Origin of the sequence: Neobacillus sp. 19 (assembly GCF_049463095.1) — a bacterium.
In the GTDB taxonomy this organism is placed as follows: Bacteria; Bacillota; Bacilli; order Bacillales; family Cytobacillaceae; genus Neobacillus.
Genome location: NZ_JBMPZU010000010.1, coordinates 88,505 through 109,288 on the forward strand (window position 1 = coordinate 88,505; position 20,784 = coordinate 109,288).

The following is a 20,784-nucleotide window of genomic DNA, read 5'->3' on the forward strand; positions in this document are numbered from 1 at the left end:
GTTTACAAAATGTTTACTGTTTTACACTTTCATATCTTTTCTATTTGGCTCATTGAACAATCTACTAATCTCCTATAGCCTTTAATAAAGGGACTTAATAATCTACTTTAAAAATAAATCTATTAAATGAAAAGGAATGATGTTTATGACTAAATCCAGAGTTGCCGCAATTGATGTAGGGAATGACTCTATTAAGGCCATTTTCGGAGAATTAGAGTATGAATTGAATATTCCTAACATTATCGCAAGAGACACCGAGGACCGACCGGTAATCGGGATTGAAGAACTCGATGATAAGAATCCATTGGATGGGATCCATGTTAAGGTACACTCCCCTGCCTTGAAAGAAAATAATGTGATTTACCGTGTCGGCAACTTAGCCACCAAAAGCAATAATGCCACTGAATTAGACCCTGGCAGCAGCAAATCCGAGGAAGACCAAACACTCATTATGCTTTTTACAACACTGGCATTGGATGCGGTTAAACAGGAAAGTTTCCCGCGCGCCAAAAATGTCATTGATGCCAGCTACACACTTGGAACCGGCCTCCCCCTTCGTGAGGTAAAGGAAGGCAAGGATGCGGGATATCGCTCGAAATTAGTCGGTTCTGTCCATCAAGTTGAATTTTTGGTGACGCCAAAATACCAGGGCTTGAAAGTAAATATTAAATTTAATGAAGTAAAGGTGTATCCTGAAGGTTTCGCCGCTTACATAAATTTGGTGATGGACAATAATCTAAAAATCATCAATAAGGATTTAATTGATAAGCGTATCTTAATTCAAGATATCGGCGGTTTATCAACTGATATTGCGGTTATTAAAAATCGCAATGTCGATGATGATAAGGCCCAAGGATTTAACCTCGGTGTCTCGGAATCGTTAGAGGCCATTCGCGAAGAAATTAGAACGAAGCACGGCGTGGAACTGGACAGCCGCCGCGATGTCGTTGAAATTATTACCAGAAAAAATGATCGCAACCACATCATGGTAAAAGGAAGCAGGACAAGCGTTCACGATATTACCGACCGTATTCTCTTAGATTTAGCGAAAAAACAATATCGATTACTACGCAATGTATGGCAGAGGAACTCGCAAACGGAAATTTGTTATTTTGTTGGCGGCGGTGCCCATGTCCTAAAGGATTATCTTAAAACAATCAATAACAATTTGGATGGCTATAATATCGAATTCTTTGAGGATGATAAGGAAAGTATTTGGATGATGGCCAATGCTTATTATAAACTCGTCACAGATTTTGTCAGACGAACGGAGAAACCAAAAGCGACTGCACCGGTTAAAAGTTAAATTAAGGTGATGTGTGAATATGAAGCCTGCAGCAAATGAAATTAAAAGAGGCCAAGCCCTATCCTTTCGCGTCCCATCAGATACTCCGGACCATATTATCAAACAGCTGCAAAAATTAAAAGAAACAGAACGGCGAAATTTCTCCAGTAAAATTGCCGAGTTTGTGCTGCAGGGGGTGAACCATTCTTTTTCCAGGGAGAAAGAATCGATCACCATTCCGCTTCCTCAAAATTTAACAAAAGCCCAGCGGGACTGGCTCAAGCATGAACACTCAGAGGCATTGTTAGGAAGTATTGTCTATCAACTGATTTCCGACCCTGTCCGTTCCACCGCATTACTGGCAGCAATGAACAGCAACTCGGTCGATATCGATGAGGCGTTATATCTCCAGGAGGATGTATTTCCCGCGGAACTGGCTGTATCCCTCGATGAGGAAATAGGCAGCCGGCAAGAGCCAGCTGAGACACTTAAAATCAATGTTGATGCCGAAGACGATCTCGACGGGTTTGATTGGGAAAGCGTGAGGCAGAAAGAAGAGCCCGCAGTGGAAGAAAATCAGGAAGAAGAACTGGATATCGACGACCTGCTGGGCGGATTTTTGGCGAAGATGAATAAATAAAATTTCTAATTGGTATTTAGTATAAAGGGCCGCACCTTATAAAAAGGTGCGGCCCTTAAATGTTTATTTTCTAATACTAAATGTTTGGGATTCCTTTATTATTTTGCCCCCATCAAGATCAATCGTGATGCATGCTTTATATTTCCCATCGTCTAATGTTTTTGTTCCTAAATTGAAGATATATTGATTATCTGTTGAATCATAGCGGAATAAGTTACCTTCCGTTGCTGATGAGGTAGAAATGACCTGAGCAACTTCCTCACTACCTTCATTGGAAATTTTCACAAGACTTATGGTTGACTTTGCATCCTTCACATACTGGGCACCATCAGCGATTTGGAACTTCACCGGAACTGTACTATTCTTCTTGAAAGTGCTTGAGCCGTCGGCTTTAACAGGCTGAAGCACACCGCTGAAGTTGTAAACATGGAAGGAATATTTGAAAGTACTTTTGTTCCCGGCTTTGTCCGTTGCTGTTACCGTAATAGACTGTACTCCGGCTTTTGATGTATCCAACCTTTCTGAAAATTGCAGGTTAGGGTTTTTATCCAGGTTATCTTCAACTATTGGAATGACATCGACAGCTTGCCCAACTAAGAAACGCTGCCCTTCAATTAAACCTTCTAAACCGCTGATCATTGGTGCTGTATTGTCAACAGTATAGATAATAGACCCAGATGCTGCATTTCCAGCCTCATCCATTGCGGTGACTGTTAATGTATGCTCACCTTCTTCAGTCATTAATTCATCAGCTTGAACCTCGTTTAAATGTTTTTCTGTAATCAAGTAGTACTTATCAAAGCCAGATAAGGCTTCGGTCAGGGCTTTGGTTGTATAGTGTTTCCCGGGTGTTAAATGGAACTCTATAACTGGATTGGTATTATCGACTGTGTACGTAATCGACTTGGATGTGCTGTTTCCGGCTTTATCCGTAGCAGTGACGTTCAACGTATAGGTTCCTTCGGTTGTCAGAAACGGATCGGCAGTAACTTCTAAACCATCGTTATTATCGGTGGCATTGTAATACGTACCAGGTAGTTTAGCTGTTTGATAATACCCTTCTGGTGTCAAATTGAACGTAATGGTTGGATCTGTGTTATCAACAGTGTAGGAAATTGTCTTACTAGTTGTATTGCCTGCCTTATCGGTTGCTGTGACAGTAAACTTGTGAGTTCCTTCTTCAAAAATCAAGTCACTGGCACTATCCGTTTCAGGGTTGTTGTCAATTACTTGGTAAAATGCACCAGTCAATGCCTTAAGATAAGCAGCATTGTAAAAACCGCCGTCTGCCAGCTTTGTTTCATCGAATTCGATTTTTGGAGCAGTGTTATCGACATAATATTGAACAGACTTTTGTGTTTCGTTTCCGGCCTTATCCCTTGCTTTTACTTCAGCCGTATATGTGCCATCAACTGTTCCCAATGGAGAAGCTTCTACATCAGCAAGGTTGGTATCAGTTGCTGAATAGTATATTCCAAGTTCAGCCAAGGCAGCTAAATTGTAATACTTGCCTTTCTTTAAAGAAATGGTTACTTCCGGCTTTGTATCGTCGATGGTGTAACTTGCTGAAGCACTGTTAAAGTTCTTTGCTTTGTCAGATGCACTGACAGTTACCTCGTGAAGCTTCTCAGTAAAACCAATTTCACTTGCTTTAATTGTCTCGTTATCGAGATTCGTATCTTCCACTTGGTAGTAAGGGTCATAGTTTTTAAAGTTGGCAGAAGTATAGAAACCTTCGTCTGTAAAATAGAACGAAATTTTTGGAACAGTGTTATCAACAATGTAATGAATTGTTTTTTCCGCCTTATTACCGGCTTTGTCGACAGCTGTTATAACAGCAGTGTGTTCCCCTTCTGTAGTATCTATTTCGCTTGCTTGGACACTTTCGGGAACTAAATTGGTATCTTTCACATCATAATACGTTCCGAGTTCGTCAAGAGCATCGGCGTTATAATATCCACCGTCAATCAAAGTTGAAGTAATCGTTGGAGCGGTGTTGTCGACAGTATAGTTTATGGTGGCTGTTCCGACGTTACCCGCAGCGTCGGTAGCTTTTATAGTTACTGTACTATTGGTTTCTGTTTCTCTGTTATACCCAAGGACGTCAGTCGTGTATGGATTTTTTTCATCAACTGTAAACGTTGGGTTGTCTGGTAAAGTTGATGTTTTGTAAAATCCATTTTCTGCTGGTAGGGTAATCAAAACCACTGGATCAGTATCGTCAACTGTGTACGTAATGGTTTCGGTTGTGCTATTTCCGGCTGCATCCCAAGCGGTTACCTTTAAGGTATGGGTTCCTTCAGATTGATCATAGTCATCCGCCTCAACCTTAACAACTTTATTGTTATCATCAGCAGTGTAATATTCTAAAGGAAGATTGGCTGATTGATAATACTCCTTATTAATCGAAAAGTTAATTGTTGGTGGAGTGTTATCAATCGTGTAAGACAATGATTCTGTTTCTGTATTGCCCGCTTTATCTGTAGCGGTAATGGTAAAAGTGTAGGTGCCATTTTCTTGTTTAAATGGACTTACATTAATCCTGTCAATATTTTCATCTTTTACACTGTAATAATCTTTTAAGTTTTCTAGATAGCTAGCTTGATAGAATCCTTCATTTGCGAGTTTGGTATCGTGGATAGTAATCACTGGTTTGACTGTGTCTACATGATAAGTAACAGTTTTGGTCGTTCCGTTGCCAGCCTTATCAGTTGCTTTTACTGAAGCAATATAGTGGCCATCGGTTCTGCCAAAGCCGGCAGGTTCTACACTGAACAGATTTTTATCTGTTGCTGTATAAAAATCATGAACGCTGTCAATTTCACTTTGGTTATAGAATTTTCCCTCGGCTAAATGGAGCGTAACCTCTGGATTGGTATCATCAATTGTATAATGTGCCGTGGCGCTGTTAGCGTTTTTGGCTAAATCAGCAGCACTGACAGTCAATTGATTTTCCCTTTCTGCGAAACTTACTTCATTAGCTGTAATTGTACTTTCATCAAGATTCTCGTCTTTGACTTCGTAATAAGGGTCAAACTTTTTGAAGTTCTCAGTTGTATAAAAGCCGCCATCGTTAAAGTTAAAAGTGATTGTTGGAACGGTGTTATCGACAGTATATTCGATTGTTTCGACCGACTTATTACCAGCTTTGTCAATTGCGGTAATAGTTGCAGAATGTTTACCTTCAGTTAGGACTAATTCATCTGCACTAATGTCTTTTTGGTCGATATTTATATCAGAAACTTCGTAGTATTGGCCAAGCTTTTCAATAGTTTCTTTATTATAGAAGCCCCCATTGACTATTTTAGTAGTAATCACTGGTTCGGTGTTGTCTACGGTGTAGGTGACAGAAGTACTGCCTTCATTACCGGCAATATCGGCAGCTTTGACTGTGACAGTATGTTCAGCATCGTCATCTTTGTTGTAGCCGGTGATATTTGTTGTGTAGTTATTTGTTTCTTTAACTGTAAAGGTTGGTTCATCCGGTAAATCCGAAGACTTATAAAAACCTCCGTTAGCAGGTAAACTAATCGATACTTCTGGATTAGTGTTGTCGACCGTGTATTTAATCGTCGCTTCCGTGCTATTACCGGCAGCATCCATGGCTGTTACAGTTAATTCATGTGTACCTTCAGATTTGTCATATGCAGAAGCCACAACGCTTACTACTTCGTTATTATCAGTAGTAGAGTAATAGTTTTCTGGTAGATTTTTAGAATTATAGAAACCCTTTGTTGTTAAATTAAACGAAATCGTTGGGGCTGAGTTATCGACCGTGTACGTTATGGTCTCTGTCTTTATATTTCCAGCTTTATCTCTAGCGGTTATTGTTAAAGTGTGTTCACCTTCTGTTAAATCAAATGGAGTAACATGATCTATATCTGTGTTTGCATCCGCAACGGTATAAAAATTGGTAAGGCCATTTAAATAGCTAGATTTGTAGAATCCGCCATTTGCAATTTTTTCAGAATCAATTGTGATAACAGGATCTATAGTATCAACATAATACTCAACTTCTTTTTCCGTAGCATTTCCAGCCATATCAACCGCTCTTACGGAAGCATTATAGTGGCCATCCGTTGTACCAAAGCCGGCGGGTTTTACCGCTGATATATTCTCGTCGGTTGCGGAGTAAAAATCCCCAACTGCGCTTAAGGCGGAAGCATTATAATATTTACCATTCTCTAAGTTAATGGTGACCTTTGGAGCGGTATCATCGATTGTGTAACTTGCTGTTGCGCTTGCGTGATTTTTTGCCTTATCAGAAGCACTAACCGTTACCGAGTGCGACCCTTCTGTAAAGACTGGTGTGGATGCGTTAATTGTGGAATTGTCTAAGTTGTCATCCTTTACATCATAGTAAGGGTCAAATGTTTTGAATGTTTTTGAAGTATAAAAGCCTTCATCATTAAATTTAAACGAAATCGTTGGTGCATCATTATCGATAACATAGTTAATCACTTTTTCGGAATAATTTCCGGCTTTATCTGTAGCTGTAATTTTTACTGTATGCGCTCCCGCAGTCAGATCAAGATCTGGAGCGGAGGATGATTGCGGGTTCATTTCTGTAATCGTGTAATAATTCTTTACATTATCCTTTAAAGAGTCAGCATTATAGACACCGTGATTAACTAATGTGGTAGCAATCTCAGGTGGTGTGTTATCAATATAATAAGTGACAGATGCTTGTCCAACATTTTTATATTTATCAGTGGCAGTAACGGTAACGGTGTGCATGCCGTCAGTTGTTTTATCCCATCCGGTTATGGTTGTTGTATAAGGACTCTGATCAACAACGGTAAATTCTGGATTGGCTGGTAACTGGCTGGATTGATAATATTTACCTTCGATTGGGTTGGTAATGTTGACAACAGGTTTAACGGTTTCTCCTAATACATTTACAGTTAACATATCAACAGTTTCATTTACAAGTGTATTTCCTGTGCCTGGTTTATTATCATCAATTTTTATTTGAATTGGTACTTTGTATGGTCCAGGTGGCACATTTGCTCCGACAAAAATTTGAGCACCCTCCACAATGGTAGAAAGAGTTTCCCCTGAATATGGAATATCCTTTGTCTCCTTCGGTTGAGCGGGATTTTCCGGGTAGCCTATATAGTATTTGGTGTCAACATGTATGGTCCCAGAAGTGTTTTTTTGATTTCCACCGGTATAAGCTAACTTTATTTTAAAATCCACTGTCCCTCCTGGCAGAACATTTATCGTCTTGTCAGGAGCGGCTTGAAACTCAGGTGATGAATCAACTAATTCAACTGCTGCAATTGCAGAAATTGTCGGGACCAATCCCGAAATCAAAAGTGCTAACAATATGACAAACGTCTTCTGTAATTTCTTCAACATTCTTTCTCCCCCTAGAAAAATAGAAATAATGACTAAGAGGGCCGGTTACACTACTAGCTCCATATAACCAAAGTGTCCAGTGATAAGGTTATACTTCAACGCTTCCCTTTATATAGAACAACATATCCACTCCAATTATCGACCCCCATATCTAGTAAAAAATCAAACGAATTAGGTAGTGCAAAAGTCATAAAAATAGTCCTATGCATTCTCATGTTATCCCGACATGAATGTTTAAGAAAGAGATTTCGTTCGACAAAAAACTGCGAAAAAAACAATATAAAGAACGAAAAAAATAATAGATGTGCCGTTTGCTAGCGGTGGTAAAAAACCACAATAAAACAAGCCATGATTCCATATCATGGCTTGTTTACTAAATCGAGTTTAATGCTTATGATTCGGCAATTTTTTGCCAGGGTGGTTGTCTCCCTGATGTTCCCGATTTTTCCTGTCCTTTTCTTGGTTTTCCTTCAGTTTTTCTACATATTCGTGGGTGCTTTTGTTGTCCATTTCGCAAAACCTCCTTGATAAGTGAAACCAATGTTAATGTAACCTGTGGGTTTAGAAAACATGCAGAAATAAAAAAATCTCCATAGAAGGAGATTTTTTAATAAATTCAACTTTAAGAATTGTCCAGCTCTAGCGCCCTAGCGCTTTTCAAATTTATATAACGCCTTGTGCGATCATGGCGTTAGCTACTTTTGTGAATCCGGCGATGTTGGCACCGACTACCAGGTTGCCAGGGAAGCCGTATTCTTCAGAAGCTTTTACGCTGTTTTGGTAAATATTAATCATGATTTGGTGGAGTTTGGCGTCCACTTCCTCAAATGTCCAAGACAAGCGTTGGCTGTTTTGAGCCATTTCTAGAGCTGAAACAGCTACACCGCCGGCATTTGCCGCTTTACCAGGGCCAAACAACACTTCGCTGTTAAGGAAAATATCGACAGCTGCTAAGGTTGAAGGCATGTTGGCACCTTCGCCAACCGCTTTTACGCCGTTGGATACAAGAATCTTTGCTGACGTTTCATCAATTTCATTTTGGGTTGCACAAGGTAAGGCGATGTCACACGGAATCGACCAAATCCCTGAGCATCCTTCGAAATATTGGGCTTGCGGGTGGTAATTAACATACTCGCTGATTCTTTTCCGCTCAACTTCTTTAATTTGTTTAACGGTCTCTAAATTAATGCCGTTATCATCATAGATATACCCGTTGGAATCACTGCAGGCCACAACCTTGGCGCCGAACTGGGTTGCTTTTTCCATCGCATAAATAGACACATTACCTGAACCGGATACAACGACCGTACTGCCGCAGAAGCTCAGTCCTTGGTCCTTTAACATTTCCTCAACAAAGTAAACTGTACCGTAACCGGTTGCCTCGGTGCGGGCTAAGCTGCCGCCGTAGCCTAGTCCTTTACCTGTTAATACCCCTGCTTCGAATCCGCCGCGGATTTTTTTATACTGGCCAAACATGAAGCCGATTTCTCTGGCACCAACACCGATATCCCCTGCCGGCACATCGACATCTGGACCAATATGACGGTAAAGCTCTGTCATAAAACTTTGGCAGAAGCGCATGATTTCGTTGTCTGATTTTCCCTTTGGATCGAAATCGGAGCCGCCTTTTCCGCCGCCAATTGGCTGACCAGTTAAAGAGTTTTTAAAAATCTGCTCAAATCCTAAAAATTTGATAATGCTGGCATTTACCGACGGATGGAAGCGCAAGCCGCCTTTATAAGGTCCGATGGCGCTGTTGAATTGCACGCGGAAGCCGCGGTTTACCTGCACCTTACCGGAATCATCCACCCAGGGAACACGGAAGGTGATAACTCTTTCTGGTTCAACGATTCTTTCAAGGATCCCCTGCTCGATATATGATGGGTGTTTCGCGAAAACGGGCACAAGTGAATCAAAAATTTCCTTCACTGCTTGATGAAATTCACTTTCAAACGCATTGCGGTTTTTCACCGTCTCGAACACAGTATTTACATAATCCCTTGCTGCCTTTGATCCTGATTGTTTTACATCTTCAATTGTTTGCATGGAATTCACTCCTTTTGAAAAATAAGCTAAATGAACAGTATATATAGACTGAATATTTCTTCACCTTAGTATTGTTTTATTTTATAATTGATAAATAATCTAAGCAATACGAAAAATAGATAAGATTGATGCCGGAAATAGATGAATAAAAAACGAGGTGGAAATGGGTGGAGTTAAGACAGATTCATTATTTTATTGAGGTTGCAAAAAGGGAGCATGTAACGGAGGCTGCCCATGCCCTGCATGTGGCCCAATCGGCAGTGAGCAGGCAGATTGTTAATTTGGAGGCGGAATTAGGGGTTGATTTGTTTATCCGCGAAGGCCGGAATGTCAAATTGACACCAATCGGCAGTTTGTTTTTAGAACAGATGCAGCAGGCGATGAAGCTGATTGATAATGCGAAACGGGAGGTGGAGGAATTTTTAGATCCTGAGAAGGGAACGATTCGGATTGGCTTCCCCAGCAGCCTGGCGGCATACACCTTGCCGACGGCCGTTTCAGCCTTCCGTGAGCGCTATCCTCATGTGAAATTTCAGCTCAATCAAGGTTCCTACCAATCCTTAATTGATGGTGTGATAAAGGGAGAATTTAACCTTGCCCTCCTTGGTCCGGTGCCGAAAAAGGAGAAGAAAATCCGTGGAAGAACATTATTTACTGAAAAAATCGTTGCCTTATTGCCTGCCACCCATCCCCTTGCTAAAAAGCGGGTAATAACATTAGCTGAATTACGGGAAGATTCCTTTGTTCTTTTTCCAAAAGGCTTCATCTTAAGGGAAATTATTGTCGATGCCTGCAGCCAGCTTGGCTTTGAACCGCAGGTGTCGTTTGAGGGGGAGGACATTGATGCCATTAAAGGCTTGGTGTCTGCAGGTCTTGGCGTGACGCTTATTCCGGAAATTACCTTAATAGACAGCCTGCCGCGGTCGACGGTAAAAATTCCGATTACAGAACCGGAAGTAACGAGGACAGTCGGTGTGATCATCCCAAATGAGCGCGAGCTGCTGCCGACGGAGAAGCTGTTTTTCGAGTTCCTCGGGGAATTTTTCAGTATTCTCGACCGTTATCAGTTTGAAGAAAGCTGGTGAGGGCTGGTTCCTTTCGTTTGACGGTAGGACCAGCTGTAGGAAAACAAGATGACGAGAGTGTAAATTAATAGGATATAAACATCCCCATCATACATAAGTATTAATGAAGAGGATGCAATCAGGGCGAACCAATTGATTGCACACCTGTTTGGTCAAATGATGGGGGCCTGCCCTCGTAATAGGGAGGATTCGCGATGTTATCGACGATTCTGATCATTCTATTGATTGTCTTTATTGGTGGACCGCTTTGCTTTTTTCTCTGGCTGCGGAATTTAGCCAAAAAGCCGCAGCATTCCATTATTCGAGCCTATCCCTATTTTGGCTGGATTCGCTATGTTCTAGAAATGATGGGCCCGAAACTCAGACAATACTGGTTTGACGATGATAATGGGGCAAGGCCATTTTCACGGTCCGATTATTTAGGGATTGTTTTTTCAGCAAAATACCGCACTGATTTGATTAGCTTTGGTTCTAAGCGGGACTTTGAGCAGCCGGGCTATTATATTGCAAATAGCTTGTTTCCTCTTTTGGCAGAGGAATTGAAGGTCGAAAATCAAGAGAAGGTCCATGCAGCAAAGTATCGAATAGATCACGAAGGCCTGTTTACCCGAAGGGAACAGCTTGTCGAGGACCAGATTTCCCGGTGGTTATTTCCCGAGGAAGACAGTATTGTCGTCGGCCCGGAAAGAAAGGAACCGTGGAGGCTCAAGGGACCTTTTGGGGCTTCGGCAACCTCCTATGGCTCGGTAGGTGAAAACTTTATTCTCGCCACCGGAAGTGGCTGTCAAATGGCTGGCGGCTCCTGGCTAAATACAGGAGAAGGCGGCATTGCACCGGAACATTTACATAGCGGGGCAGATGTAGTGGCGCAAATCGGACCCGGTCTTTTTGGCTTTCGTGACCATGAAGGGAATTTTTCACTTGAGGAATTTAGGCAAAAAGCGGGGCAGCCTGCCATCAAGGCGTTTGAGCTTAAGTTCGGGCAAGGGGCAAAAATTCAAGGCGGACATCTTGAAGGTGCGAAGGTCACGGCAAAGGTCGCGAGCATTCGCAAGGTAAAAGAGGGTCAAACGATTATTTCGCCTAATCGATTTTCCTTTTTGCGAAATGCCGATGACACGTTAATGTTTATCAAGCGGCTGCAGGATGTGGGCGGTAAACCGGTTGGCATCAAAATCGTTGTCGGCGGTCAAAGCCAATTGGATGACCTTTTCACGGCAATCAGAAGGCTCCAAATCTATCCCGACTTTATTACGGTTGATGGCTCTGAGGGCGGCTCGGGCGCAACCTATAAGGCCATGGCAGATACGATGGGGCTTCCTCTATATCCTGCGTTAATTGCCGCTGTGGATAAGGCTCATGAGTACGGGGTTCGCAGCAAGATCCGGATCTTTGCCTCGGGGAAATTAATTTCAGCAGATAAAATTGCGATTGCCCTCGCCCTCGGCGCTGATGCGGTCAACTCCGCACGAGGCTTTATGATTGCGGGCGGCTGCATCATGGCATTGCAGTGCCATACAGGCAAATGCCCGGCGGGAGTGACGACCACTGATCCAAAACATCAAGAGGCGCTCGTGCCTGAGGAAAAGAAATGGCGGGTTATGAATTACATCATTAATGTCCGGCAAGGGCTTTTTGCTCTGGCGGCTGCTTGCGGGCTGGATTCTCCCCGTAAATTTACCCGCGACCATATTGTTTTTAAAACGGCAGATGGCCAGGTGAAAAGGCTCTCGGAACTATTTCCCCTGCCTGATTCGACCGTGGAGTCCCAGTGGCATAAATCGGAAGAGCGTGACTAACTTGCGAGAATGGTTAATTAGCATTATATTCATAGGGAAAACTATATGAAATTAGTAAGATAGGAATAGGTGGTGAGGTTTTACGAAGCTGCCAACAAATATTGTCCTTGCCGACGGCATATTAAATGAAGCGTGTCTTGTAAAAAGGGAAATCCTCTATAAGGGGATGAACGGCAGGCTGATTGAACGATTCTATTTGTCCCCCACTGCAAGTTTTATTTTTAAACCGTTAACAAATAATCGCCAATTAGGTAAAGAGGTGTGGGTCCATGAACACATCCTATCCTCCTTCCCAGCTATTTTTCCAAAAATAATCTCCTATTCGCTAAGTGATGTTCCTGAACTTAATTGGATGATTCTTGAGGATCTTGGCCCATTGATGCATGATTTTCATGTGGATAGTGTAATAGGTGTGGTGAAATGGATGGCCTGGTGGCATTCCCTGCCGATTGAAAAATGGGGCAATGTTCCGAGCGCTGGCCTGAAACCGCCCTTTCCAGACGTTGCGGCCGATATTTGTGTTAGGAAGAAGGAGATCCTGCAATTATTGCCAATGCTTGGGCTTGAACAAGATGGGATCGATGAGCTCTATGCCCTGCTTGATCAAGCGGTTTTGACGGAGAAGCTGGTGTTATCTCACGGTGACTTACATGCTGGGAATTTTGCAATCGCGAAGGATAAGCTAATGATTTTGGACTGGGAGCATGCCCATTTAAATACACCCTACTGGGATTTGTACCATTTGATTGATATGTCACACCCCCTTTTTCCGAAAAAAATAACTGCCCCATTTCGCGAGCGGATTTTGTCCGTGTATCTTGATGAGGTAGAATATGAGGTTGATAGGGATGTGTTCGTTAAAGAGTATTATTTATTCGCAGTAGTGTTTTCGATGTGGATGCTCCTGCTGATTCAAAAGGATTTACAGGGAAATGGCGGAAAATGGTCTAGTGATCAGCTGCGAGTACAGTTGGAGGAGACGGCCGCGAGTCTTAAGCAGTGTGTGGCGTCACTATTTGGAAAAAGCTAACCCCTGTCGTTTGGAACTGGGGTTAGCTTTTTTTATGCCTTTTGTTCGGTTAACTTGATAATTTCAATAATTGTATTTGTTGCTTTAATCATATTATCAACGGAAATAAATTCAAATTTACCGTGGAAGTTCTCGCCGCCGGTAAAAATATTCGGTGTGGGCAGTCCCATGTATGAAAGCTGAGAGCCGTCGGTGCCGCCGCGGATGGGCTTGGTAATTGGCTCGATGTCCAGGCTTACCATTGCTTCGTGGGCAATGTCGACAATTTCCTTCACCGGCTCGATTTTTTCCTTCATGTTGTAATATTGGTCATTTAGATCAAGCAGGATGTTGTCATCGCCATATTTTTCTTTGAGGCCGTTCACGATGGCCTCGAGGTTGGCCTTGCGGGCATTGAATTTCTCCCTGTCATGGTCCCTGATGATATAGTTTAGATTTGTTTGTTCGACATCACCAGTGAAGGAAAGCAAATGATAGAAGCCTTCATATCCTTCGGTGTGCTCCGGTACCTCTTGTGCTGGCAGTTTGCTATGTAATCCCATTGCAATCGTCATAGAATTGACCATTTTGTCTTTTGCAGAGCCTGGGTGAATATTGTTGCCTTTAATGGTAATTTTGGCTCCTGCTGCGTTAAAGCTTTCGTATTCCAGTTCCCCTAGCGGACCTCCGTCAACGGTATAGGCATAGCTGGCGTTGAAGGCTGCAACGTCGAACTTATGTGGCCCGCGTCCAATTTCCTCATCCGGCGTGAACACAACGCGGACCTTACCGTGCTGAATTTCCGGATGTTGGATCAGGTAGGCCATCGCGGTCATGATTTCAGTGACACCGGCCTTGTTGTCGGCGCCAAGCAGCGTCGTGCCGTCAGTTGTGATTAACGTATGTCCTTTGTAGTCGGGCAGACTTGGAAAGTCTTTTGGCGACAGAATAACCTTCAGTGCTTCGTTAAGGACAACTTCACCGCCATCATAGTTTTCGACAAGTTGCGGGTTGACGTTTTTGCCGGTGAAATCGGTGGCGGTGTCAACGTGGGCAAGGAAGCCGATGGTGGGTACGGATTTGTTGGTGTTGGACGAGAGTGTCGCCATCAAATACCCATTGTCATCCAGTGTAACTTCCTCCATGCCAATTTGCTTTAATTCTGTTTCCAGTATGCGCAGCAGCGTCCACTGTCCTTCAGTCGATGGACAAGTCTCGCTGCTTTCATCCGACTGCGTATCCACTCTCACATAGGAAGTAAATCTTTCAATGAGCTCATTTTTCAATTCACTGCACTCCCCTTTTTGTTTTACTTACATAAATATCATATCACTATGAGAGAGCGGTTACACGTTTTTCAAAAGTGATTGATGTTAATCAGCGGATAACGAACGCCAATTAGCGGATAAGGGAATTCAATCAGCGGATAACGATCTTCAATTGGCGGATAACGCGTTTCAATCAGCGAAAGGCAATACAATTAGCGGATAACGTACGCCAATCAGCGGATAAGGGAATTTAATTAGCGGATAACAATCTTCAATTGGCGGATAACGCGTTTCAATCAGCGAAAAGCAAAACAATCAGCGGATAACGCACGCCAATCATCGAAAACTAAGAAGCAATTACCTATTTAAGATAAAACCCTTATTTTGATTGAGAATGACTTTAGCTAAATCCATTTTATATTCCCTGTAGCGGTATTCACCTTCCTCTATCAAATTCAGACTTTGCATAATTCGTTTAGCGGTATGAATATCATCCACCTGTAAAAACCACCGGCACTCTCGATTTGTAATCGTCCGCTTAAAGATCAAAAACCATTCCAGCAAAGCTTGCTGATGTGCGAGGTGATCGGTCGCCTTGCAATATTGGCATTGCCAGGTGCGTGGGAGCTTGATCATTCCGAAGCAGCCGCATGTTTTACACTGCACCCCAGGTTGAAAATCCCCAAATGGTATCTTATATGTCTCACAAATCGGGTTCGGGATAAAAGACTGGTGGCTGTTGAGAAGTTCAGCAGAAAGCCAGTTGAAAGTTTCATCATCCAACTTTTTCTCTGTACGGGGGATACCTTTAATAAAAGAGGGAATCAAGTAAGGGTATAACAGTGTTGTCTTAAGAGGAGGAACGGCGACAATTTGCTTCGGATAAGCAAGGACAACTGCTCCGTAAATGGGAATCCGAATGTTACGGCTCTGTAACCAAACTTCCAAGCATTCGTCATTTCGTTCTAACTGGACGATGGGGCTTTCAAAGCCATCTTTATGTCCGTCCTCCCGCGTGCGGATTAACTGATGAGGATTTTCTTTAAACTCTAGGACGCCGCCAATATTTTTAACCTCTAATATAACAACATACCAGGGCGTCAACACATTAGTGTCCATTTGGAACTTTTCGTCCGATGAGGGGGACACATCGTGGAGAATGTGGTTGTCAAACAGTAATGTTTTATTTCTGAGGACTTCTGCGACCCTTTCTTCACCACCAATTCCAGCCTCTATTTTCGCTTGCTTGGCTGCGAGTACCGGCAGAATTGGGTGTCCGCTTGATAACCGCGGCCCTGCCGCTTGTAAACCGGCTAACTTCAATGAGTAATCTCTGTTTTTCAACGTATTAATGTTCTTCCACCTCCATAAAATATAACCTTCTTCCTGCATCGTAGCACACTCCAAGCCTCACGACTACACTGTTCAAATTATTGTAAAAAATATAGATTGACCACTATTGACCGATGGGGTCAACGGGAATATAATAACGCCATAAACATTGACCGTGGTGGTCAAAATCAAGAGGGAGGGCTGTCTCGGTGTTCGCAAAGTTTCTCAACTTAGATAAGGAAAAACAAGATCGAATCATCAATGCCGCAATCAAGGAATTTGCCCAGAAGGGATATGATCAGGCATCGACAAATGAAATGGTGAAAGAGGCGGGGATTTCAAAGGGATTGCTGTTTCATTATTTTGGAAATAAGAAGCAGATGTTTCTTTTCCTGTTTGACTATTGTTATGAACTCATTGCTGAAGAGTTTTATCGAAAAATCAACCTAACTGAAAGAGATTTCTTCGCGAGAATACGGCAGGCGGTCATCATCAAAATGGAACTGCTGACGACCCATCCGGATCTCTTTAGATTTATTGAAGGGGCATATTTAGAAGATTCAGCCGCAGTGAAAATAGAAGTAGACAAAAAGATAAAGGAACTAAATGATATCAATATTGGAAAAGTCTATGAGGGCATTGATTTTTCAAAATTCCGTGATGATATAGATGTCAAAAAGGCCATAAAGATCATTACATGGACCTTTGAAAAAATGAGTGAAGAGGAGTTTTCTAAGGCAAAACGATCGCCGGAACACCATATTGATTATCAAAAAGTATTTGAAGAGGCAGAAGACTACTTTGAAATTTTAACAAAAGCTTTTTATAAATAAGGGGGTTCGCCGCGATGAATGTGATTGAAATTAAAAACCTTACAAAAACGTACGGCAAGGCAAGAGGAATCACCGATATCAGCTTTAATGTCGAGGAAGGGGAGATTTTTGGCTTCATTGGACCAAACGGCGCCGGTAAATCAACAACCATCCGGACACTGTTGTCACTAATCTATCCTACCAGCGGCAGTGCCACGATTTTTGGAAAGGATTGCATTCAGTTTGCCCCGGAAATAAAGAAGGAAATAGGCTACCTGCCATCGGAAGTTTTTTATTATGACAATATGAAGGTAAAGGACCTATTAAAATACTCAGCTAGTTTTTATAAAAAGGATTGCAGTAAAAGAATCAAAGAATTAGCAGAAATTATGGACCTCGACCTCAATAAAAAAATCGATGACCTTTCACTGGGAAATAAAAAGAAGGTCGGGATTGTTCAGGGGCTGCTTCATGAGCCGAAACTCATCATCCTCGATGAACCGACGAGCGGGCTTGATCCGCTGATGCAGCAAAAATTCTTTGAATTACTAGAGCAGGAGAATCAGAAAGGGGCGACCATTCTCTTTTCGTCGCATATTCTCAGTGAGGTGCAAAGACTGTGCAACCGCGTGGCCATCATTAAAGAAGGCAAGATTGTGACTGTTGAAAAGATTAGTACGTTGCAAGAAAACAACTATAAAAAGTTTAAAATCGAAACGAAATCACCGCTTGCCCCGGGCTACTTCGATCACAGCGGCGTCAACAATCTAACCGTGAACGGCAATACGACCAGCTTTATTTTTAAAGGAAATATAAATGATGTGATGAAACGTATCGCGGAGATTGAAATCGCCAATCTGTGGATTGAAGAGCCGGACCTTGAGGAGATCTTTATGCATTATTATGAAAAGGAGCCTGGGAAACGATGAATATCTTTATTCATGAATTGAAGGCATATCGGAAATCGACGATTGTTTGGTCCCTCTCCTTAATCATGCTGATCATTCTTTTTATGTCGTTCTATGTTTCTTTTTCAAAGGATGCAGCGGAGTTTACTAAAATACTTACTAGCTATCCGGAGGCAATTAGGCAAGCATTCGGAATCAATCTTGATCAATTCTTTTCGATTCTTGGCTTCTACTGCTATCCGCTTTCGATCATTACTCTTTGCGGGGCCATTCAAGCGATGAATCTGGGTACAGGAATCGTCAGTAAAGAGGTGCGGGAAAAAACAGCGGATTTTCTGTTAACGAAGCCAGTTACGCGCACGCAAATCTTAACGGCAAAGCTGTTGGCAGCCCTCGTCTCCATTGTCATCACGTTTATTGTTTATTTTGCGGCGGCAGGAATAACCGCTTCCGTGGTCAAGACAGAGGACTTTAGCATGGAAATCTTCTTCTTATTATCGCTGACGCTGCTGTTGGTGCAGGTGATGTTTCTGGCAATAGGAATCATCATTTCAGTCATTGTTCCCCGGATTAAATCGGTGTTAACCGTGTCGCTTGCAACCGTCTTTGGTTTTTACTTTTTGGGCATGCTGAGTAGCACATCTGGTGAGGAAGCGAAGAGATATCTATCACCATTTAAATATTTTGATACCGCCTATATTATGAAACACTCAGGCTTTGAAACACCGTTTTTGCTAGCAGGAGCGGTAATTGTCTGTGGTGCCATTCTCGCCAGTTATTTCGTCTATACCAAGAAGGATATTCATGCGGTTTAAGCTAAGGGGGTTTAGACATGAACGTTTTTTTAAAAGAATTGAAGTCACACCGTAAATCACTTATCTTTTGGTGCATTGGCGTCTTTCTTATGGTGGCATCGGGAATGGGGAAATATGAAGCATATAGGTCTTCGGGTCAATCGATGAAGGATCTGCTCGCAGATATGCCCAAGTCATTAGCGGCAGTACTGGGTTTTAATGATCTGGATGTATCGACGGCGAGCGGCTATTTTGGATTATTGTTTCTTTATTTACTGCTCATGGCCACGATTCATGCAACGATGCTTGGGGCCACCATCATTGCGAAAGAAGAGCGGGACAAAACGTCGGAGTTTTTATTCGTTAAGCCTGTGTCACGGAATCAAATTATTAGCGCCAAACTAGCGGCTGCGTTTGTAAACATTGTCATTTTTAATCTGGTAACCTTTGCCTTGTCCGTCATTTTAATGGGGAAATACTCAGGTGGCGAGGAGGTAACTAGCGATGTCGCCATTACGATGGCGGGAATGTTCATTTTACAGGTATTGTTTATGGTTATCGGCAGTGCCCTTGCTGCCGTAAAAAGGAAACCAAAAAAAGCGGCTTCACAAGCAACGGCGATCCTTTTGCTCACGTACGTGCTTTCTGTTGCGATTGATTTAAATGAGAATATAGAAGGATTGAAGTATGTAACCCCGTTTAAATATTTTGAAGCAAAAAATGTCATGTATGGCGGCGGTCTTGATGGTGTTTTTGTGGGTATTTCAGTTGTATTCATTGCAGCTCTGACCTATGTAACGTACGCTTCTTATCAAAAAAGAGATTTAAACGTGTAAAAAAGACCGGGCAGCTGCTCGGTCTATTATTTTTCCCTGGACATTTTGATAAGTGTAAGAATATCGCTTGATAACGAGGAATAGTTTGGCGCATCTGATTTGATATTGGATTTAATTCCGTCAATAAGCGGCAATGCCTTTGGGTTTGTGATCGTTAAAATTTGAACTTGGCCGTTAAAAGCTTTGTTCATCAATTCTTTTGCGTGGTCCAAATTATCATCCGTATTCAATTTGGAAGGGTCTACCCCTTTTTGCTCCCCTTTGCCTGAGAGTCCGGCTGTATTGGATAACACTTTGTTTTGCATCTCATCGTAACGGGTGGAGGTCGTTTCCGGCTGCGCTCTTGCTAAGATAATGGTGTCATCCAGAACAAATACTTTGATCCCCGGAATCCCTTCTCCAGAAAGTCGTGATTCCAGATGGGAGGAAATTCCTCCATCATGGAGGCTTGAGCTGCCAATCATGCTGTAGACATTCGTTCCCACGCCATTTGTGGTTTGATTCTTTGCATTTGTTGTTTGTTTCTTCGCACGATCAACACTTGGAATGACGTCTGGTGAGCTTGTTTTTGTACCATGTACTTGGCCATTTCCCTTCGTATTGAGCGACTTTTCATGTAAGTTTTCTGCCGCCCCCACCCTATTTTCCCCTTGCTGCGCTGAACATGCAGAAAGAATAAGTAATACCGTTACTAGCGGTGCACCATAGATTTTCCATTTTATTTTCATATTTTTTCCTCCTTTTCTCTGTAAGTGTCTCCTTTTTATTTTATAAGTATGAGTGGTTTATTTTGGGAACATAATAAGGCGAAGTAATTTTTCAATTATGGTTGAAAACATCTGGAGGTGCACACAGTGGTTGAAGAGAACAAAGAAAATCCAGAAAAAGAGAAGTTATCACGAAGGAAATTTATTCGTAACACCAGCTATACAGTGGGAGGCCTCGCAATCGGCGGGGTGTTGGGAAGCATTATCCCCTTAGGGAGTGCAAAGAAGAAAAAAGAAGAGAAGGCTGCTAATTTTAATCAAGCCCTTATGTATTTTACACCTGAACAATTTCGTGTTGTCGAAGCTGCATCAGAACGAATTTTCCCAAAGGACGATCATGGCCCAGGGGCAAAAGAATTGGGTGTCGCCTTTTTTATTGACCATCAATTAGCTGGGAACTGGGGGACGAATGCCCGTGATTATATGCAGCCGCCCTTTTTTCAAGGAGAAAAAACACAGGGCTTCCAAGGCAGGCTCACTCGGCGGGATATTTTTGATATCGGCATCCGTGAACTTCAGAACCATAGTAAGGCCGTCTATAAGAAGGATTTCACTGAACTAAAAGGGAAGGAAAAGGATGCTGTTCTGACAGACTTTGAAGGGGATAAGGTAAACATCACGACGATTTCCCCAAGCGGGTTTTTCCAAATGTTGCGGAGTGTCACGATAGAAGGTGCATACAGTGACCCGCTCTACGGCGGAAATAAAAATATGGATGGCTGGAAGATGAAAAACTATCCGGGCAGCCAAATGGCCTATGCGGATATTATTGATAAGAAATTTAAGAAGGTTAAGCCGCAAAGTCTGCAAAATCATATGAATCATTAATTTTCTATTTTTAA

At 42.4% G+C, this 20,784-nt stretch carries 16 protein-coding genes and 1 riboswitch; of the genes, 10 read left to right on the plus strand and 6 right to left on the minus strand.

Going from position 1 to position 20,784, the window contains the following annotated elements; genetic code table 11:
* Positions 1–145 precede the first annotated feature (145 nt).
* On the plus strand, positions 146–1,306 hold the full coding sequence (locus ACO1D1_RS01945; RefSeq protein ID WP_423334703.1) for a hypothetical protein: 1,161 nt from the start codon (positions 146–148) through the stop codon (positions 1,304–1,306).
* A 19-nt stretch (positions 1,307–1,325) separates the two neighbouring features.
* Positions 1,326–1,925: a hypothetical protein gene (locus tag ACO1D1_RS01950; RefSeq protein WP_423334704.1), complete on the plus strand. Its 600-nt coding sequence runs from the start codon at positions 1,326–1,328 to the stop codon at positions 1,923–1,925.
* A 63-nt stretch (positions 1,926–1,988) separates the two neighbouring features.
* Here ACO1D1_RS01950 and ACO1D1_RS01955 read toward each other — a convergent pair whose 3' ends face one another.
* The 3 genes from ACO1D1_RS01955 to gdhA form a co-directional block, all read right to left on the minus strand.
* Positions 1,989–7,286: an Ig-like domain-containing protein gene (locus ACO1D1_RS01955; protein WP_423334705.1), complete on the minus strand. Its 5,298-nt coding sequence runs from the start codon at positions 7,284–7,286 to the stop codon at positions 1,989–1,991.
* Positions 7,287–7,316: 30 nt separating this feature from the next.
* Positions 7,317–7,401: riboswitch (cyclic di-GMP riboswitch) on the minus strand.
* Between the two features lie 269 nt (positions 7,402–7,670).
* Positions 7,671–7,796: a DUF4023 domain-containing protein gene (locus ACO1D1_RS01960; RefSeq protein WP_149872472.1), complete on the minus strand. Its 126-nt coding sequence runs from the start codon at positions 7,794–7,796 to the stop codon at positions 7,671–7,673.
* 153 nt (positions 7,797–7,949) lie between these two features.
* Positions 7,950–9,332 carry an NADP-specific glutamate dehydrogenase gene (gene gdhA, locus ACO1D1_RS01965; RefSeq protein ID WP_149872471.1) on the minus strand — a complete coding sequence of 461 codons (1,383 nt, stop codon included), beginning with the start codon at positions 9,330–9,332 and terminating at the stop codon, positions 7,950–7,952.
* Positions 9,333–9,499: 167 nt separating this feature from the next.
* Here gdhA and ACO1D1_RS01970 point away from each other — a divergent pair, with 167 nt between their 5' ends.
* The 3 genes from ACO1D1_RS01970 (at position 9,500) to ACO1D1_RS01980 (ending at position 13,246) form a co-directional block, all read left to right on the plus strand.
* Complete coding sequence (locus ACO1D1_RS01970) at positions 9,500–10,417, plus strand: LysR family transcriptional regulator (RefSeq protein ID WP_149872470.1); 918 nt, start codon at positions 9,500–9,502, stop codon at positions 10,415–10,417.
* A 194-nt stretch (positions 10,418–10,611) separates the two neighbouring features.
* Positions 10,612–12,216 (plus strand): glutamate synthase-related protein, encoded by a 1,605-nt coding sequence (locus tag ACO1D1_RS01975; protein ID WP_423334706.1) that lies wholly within the window; start codon positions 10,612–10,614, stop codon positions 12,214–12,216.
* A gap of 166 nt (positions 12,217–12,382) precedes the next feature.
* Complete coding sequence (locus ACO1D1_RS01980) at positions 12,383–13,246, plus strand: phosphotransferase (protein ID WP_423334707.1); 864 nt, start codon at positions 12,383–12,385, stop codon at positions 13,244–13,246.
* A gap of 32 nt (positions 13,247–13,278) precedes the next feature.
* Here ACO1D1_RS01980 and pepT read toward each other — a convergent pair whose 3' ends face one another.
* Together pepT and ACO1D1_RS01990 are read right to left on the minus strand one after the other, a co-directional pair.
* The gene (gene pepT / locus ACO1D1_RS01985) at positions 13,279–14,511 is read right to left on the minus strand and encodes a peptidase T (protein ID WP_423334708.1); all 1,233 of its coding nucleotides are present in this window, start codon (positions 14,509–14,511) and stop codon (positions 13,279–13,281) included.
* 339 nt (positions 14,512–14,850) lie between these two features.
* On the minus strand, positions 14,851–15,885 hold the full coding sequence (locus ACO1D1_RS01990) for a nuclease-related domain-containing protein (protein WP_423334709.1): 1,035 nt from the start codon (positions 15,883–15,885) through the stop codon (positions 14,851–14,853).
* 149 nt (positions 15,886–16,034) lie between these two features.
* Here ACO1D1_RS01990 and ACO1D1_RS01995 point away from each other — a divergent pair, with 149 nt between their 5' ends.
* Genes ACO1D1_RS01995 through ACO1D1_RS02010 form a run of 4 tightly spaced genes read left to right on the plus strand, consistent with a single transcriptional unit; the run spans position 16,035 to position 19,175 of the window.
* Positions 16,035–16,658, plus strand: a complete 624-nt coding sequence (locus tag ACO1D1_RS01995) for a TetR/AcrR family transcriptional regulator (protein ID WP_423334710.1) — start codon at positions 16,035–16,037, stop codon at positions 16,656–16,658.
* Positions 16,659–16,672: 14 nt separating this feature from the next.
* Complete coding sequence (locus ACO1D1_RS02000) at positions 16,673–17,566, plus strand: ABC transporter ATP-binding protein (protein ID WP_423334711.1); 894 nt, start codon at positions 16,673–16,675, stop codon at positions 17,564–17,566.
* On the plus strand, positions 17,563–18,360 hold the full coding sequence (locus ACO1D1_RS02005; RefSeq protein WP_423334712.1) for an ABC transporter permease subunit: 798 nt from the start codon (positions 17,563–17,565) through the stop codon (positions 18,358–18,360). The genes ACO1D1_RS02000 and ACO1D1_RS02005 overlap by 4 nt, the downstream gene beginning before the upstream one ends.
* A 17-nt stretch (positions 18,361–18,377) precedes the next feature.
* Positions 18,378–19,175: an ABC transporter permease subunit gene (locus ACO1D1_RS02010; RefSeq protein ID WP_423334713.1), complete on the plus strand. Its 798-nt coding sequence runs from the start codon at positions 18,378–18,380 to the stop codon at positions 19,173–19,175.
* Positions 19,176–19,201: 26 nt separating this feature from the next.
* Here the strand turns inward: ACO1D1_RS02010 and ACO1D1_RS02015 are convergent, their stop codons facing one another.
* Positions 19,202–19,903: a hypothetical protein gene (locus ACO1D1_RS02015; RefSeq protein ID WP_423334714.1), complete on the minus strand. Its 702-nt coding sequence runs from the start codon at positions 19,901–19,903 to the stop codon at positions 19,202–19,204.
* A 126-nt stretch (positions 19,904–20,029) separates the two neighbouring features.
* Between ACO1D1_RS02015 and ACO1D1_RS02020 the strand changes: the two genes are divergently transcribed.
* On the plus strand, positions 20,030–20,770 hold the full coding sequence (locus ACO1D1_RS02020; RefSeq protein WP_149872462.1) for a gluconate 2-dehydrogenase subunit 3 family protein: 741 nt from the start codon (positions 20,030–20,032) through the stop codon (positions 20,768–20,770).
* Positions 20,771–20,784 lie beyond the last annotated feature (14 nt).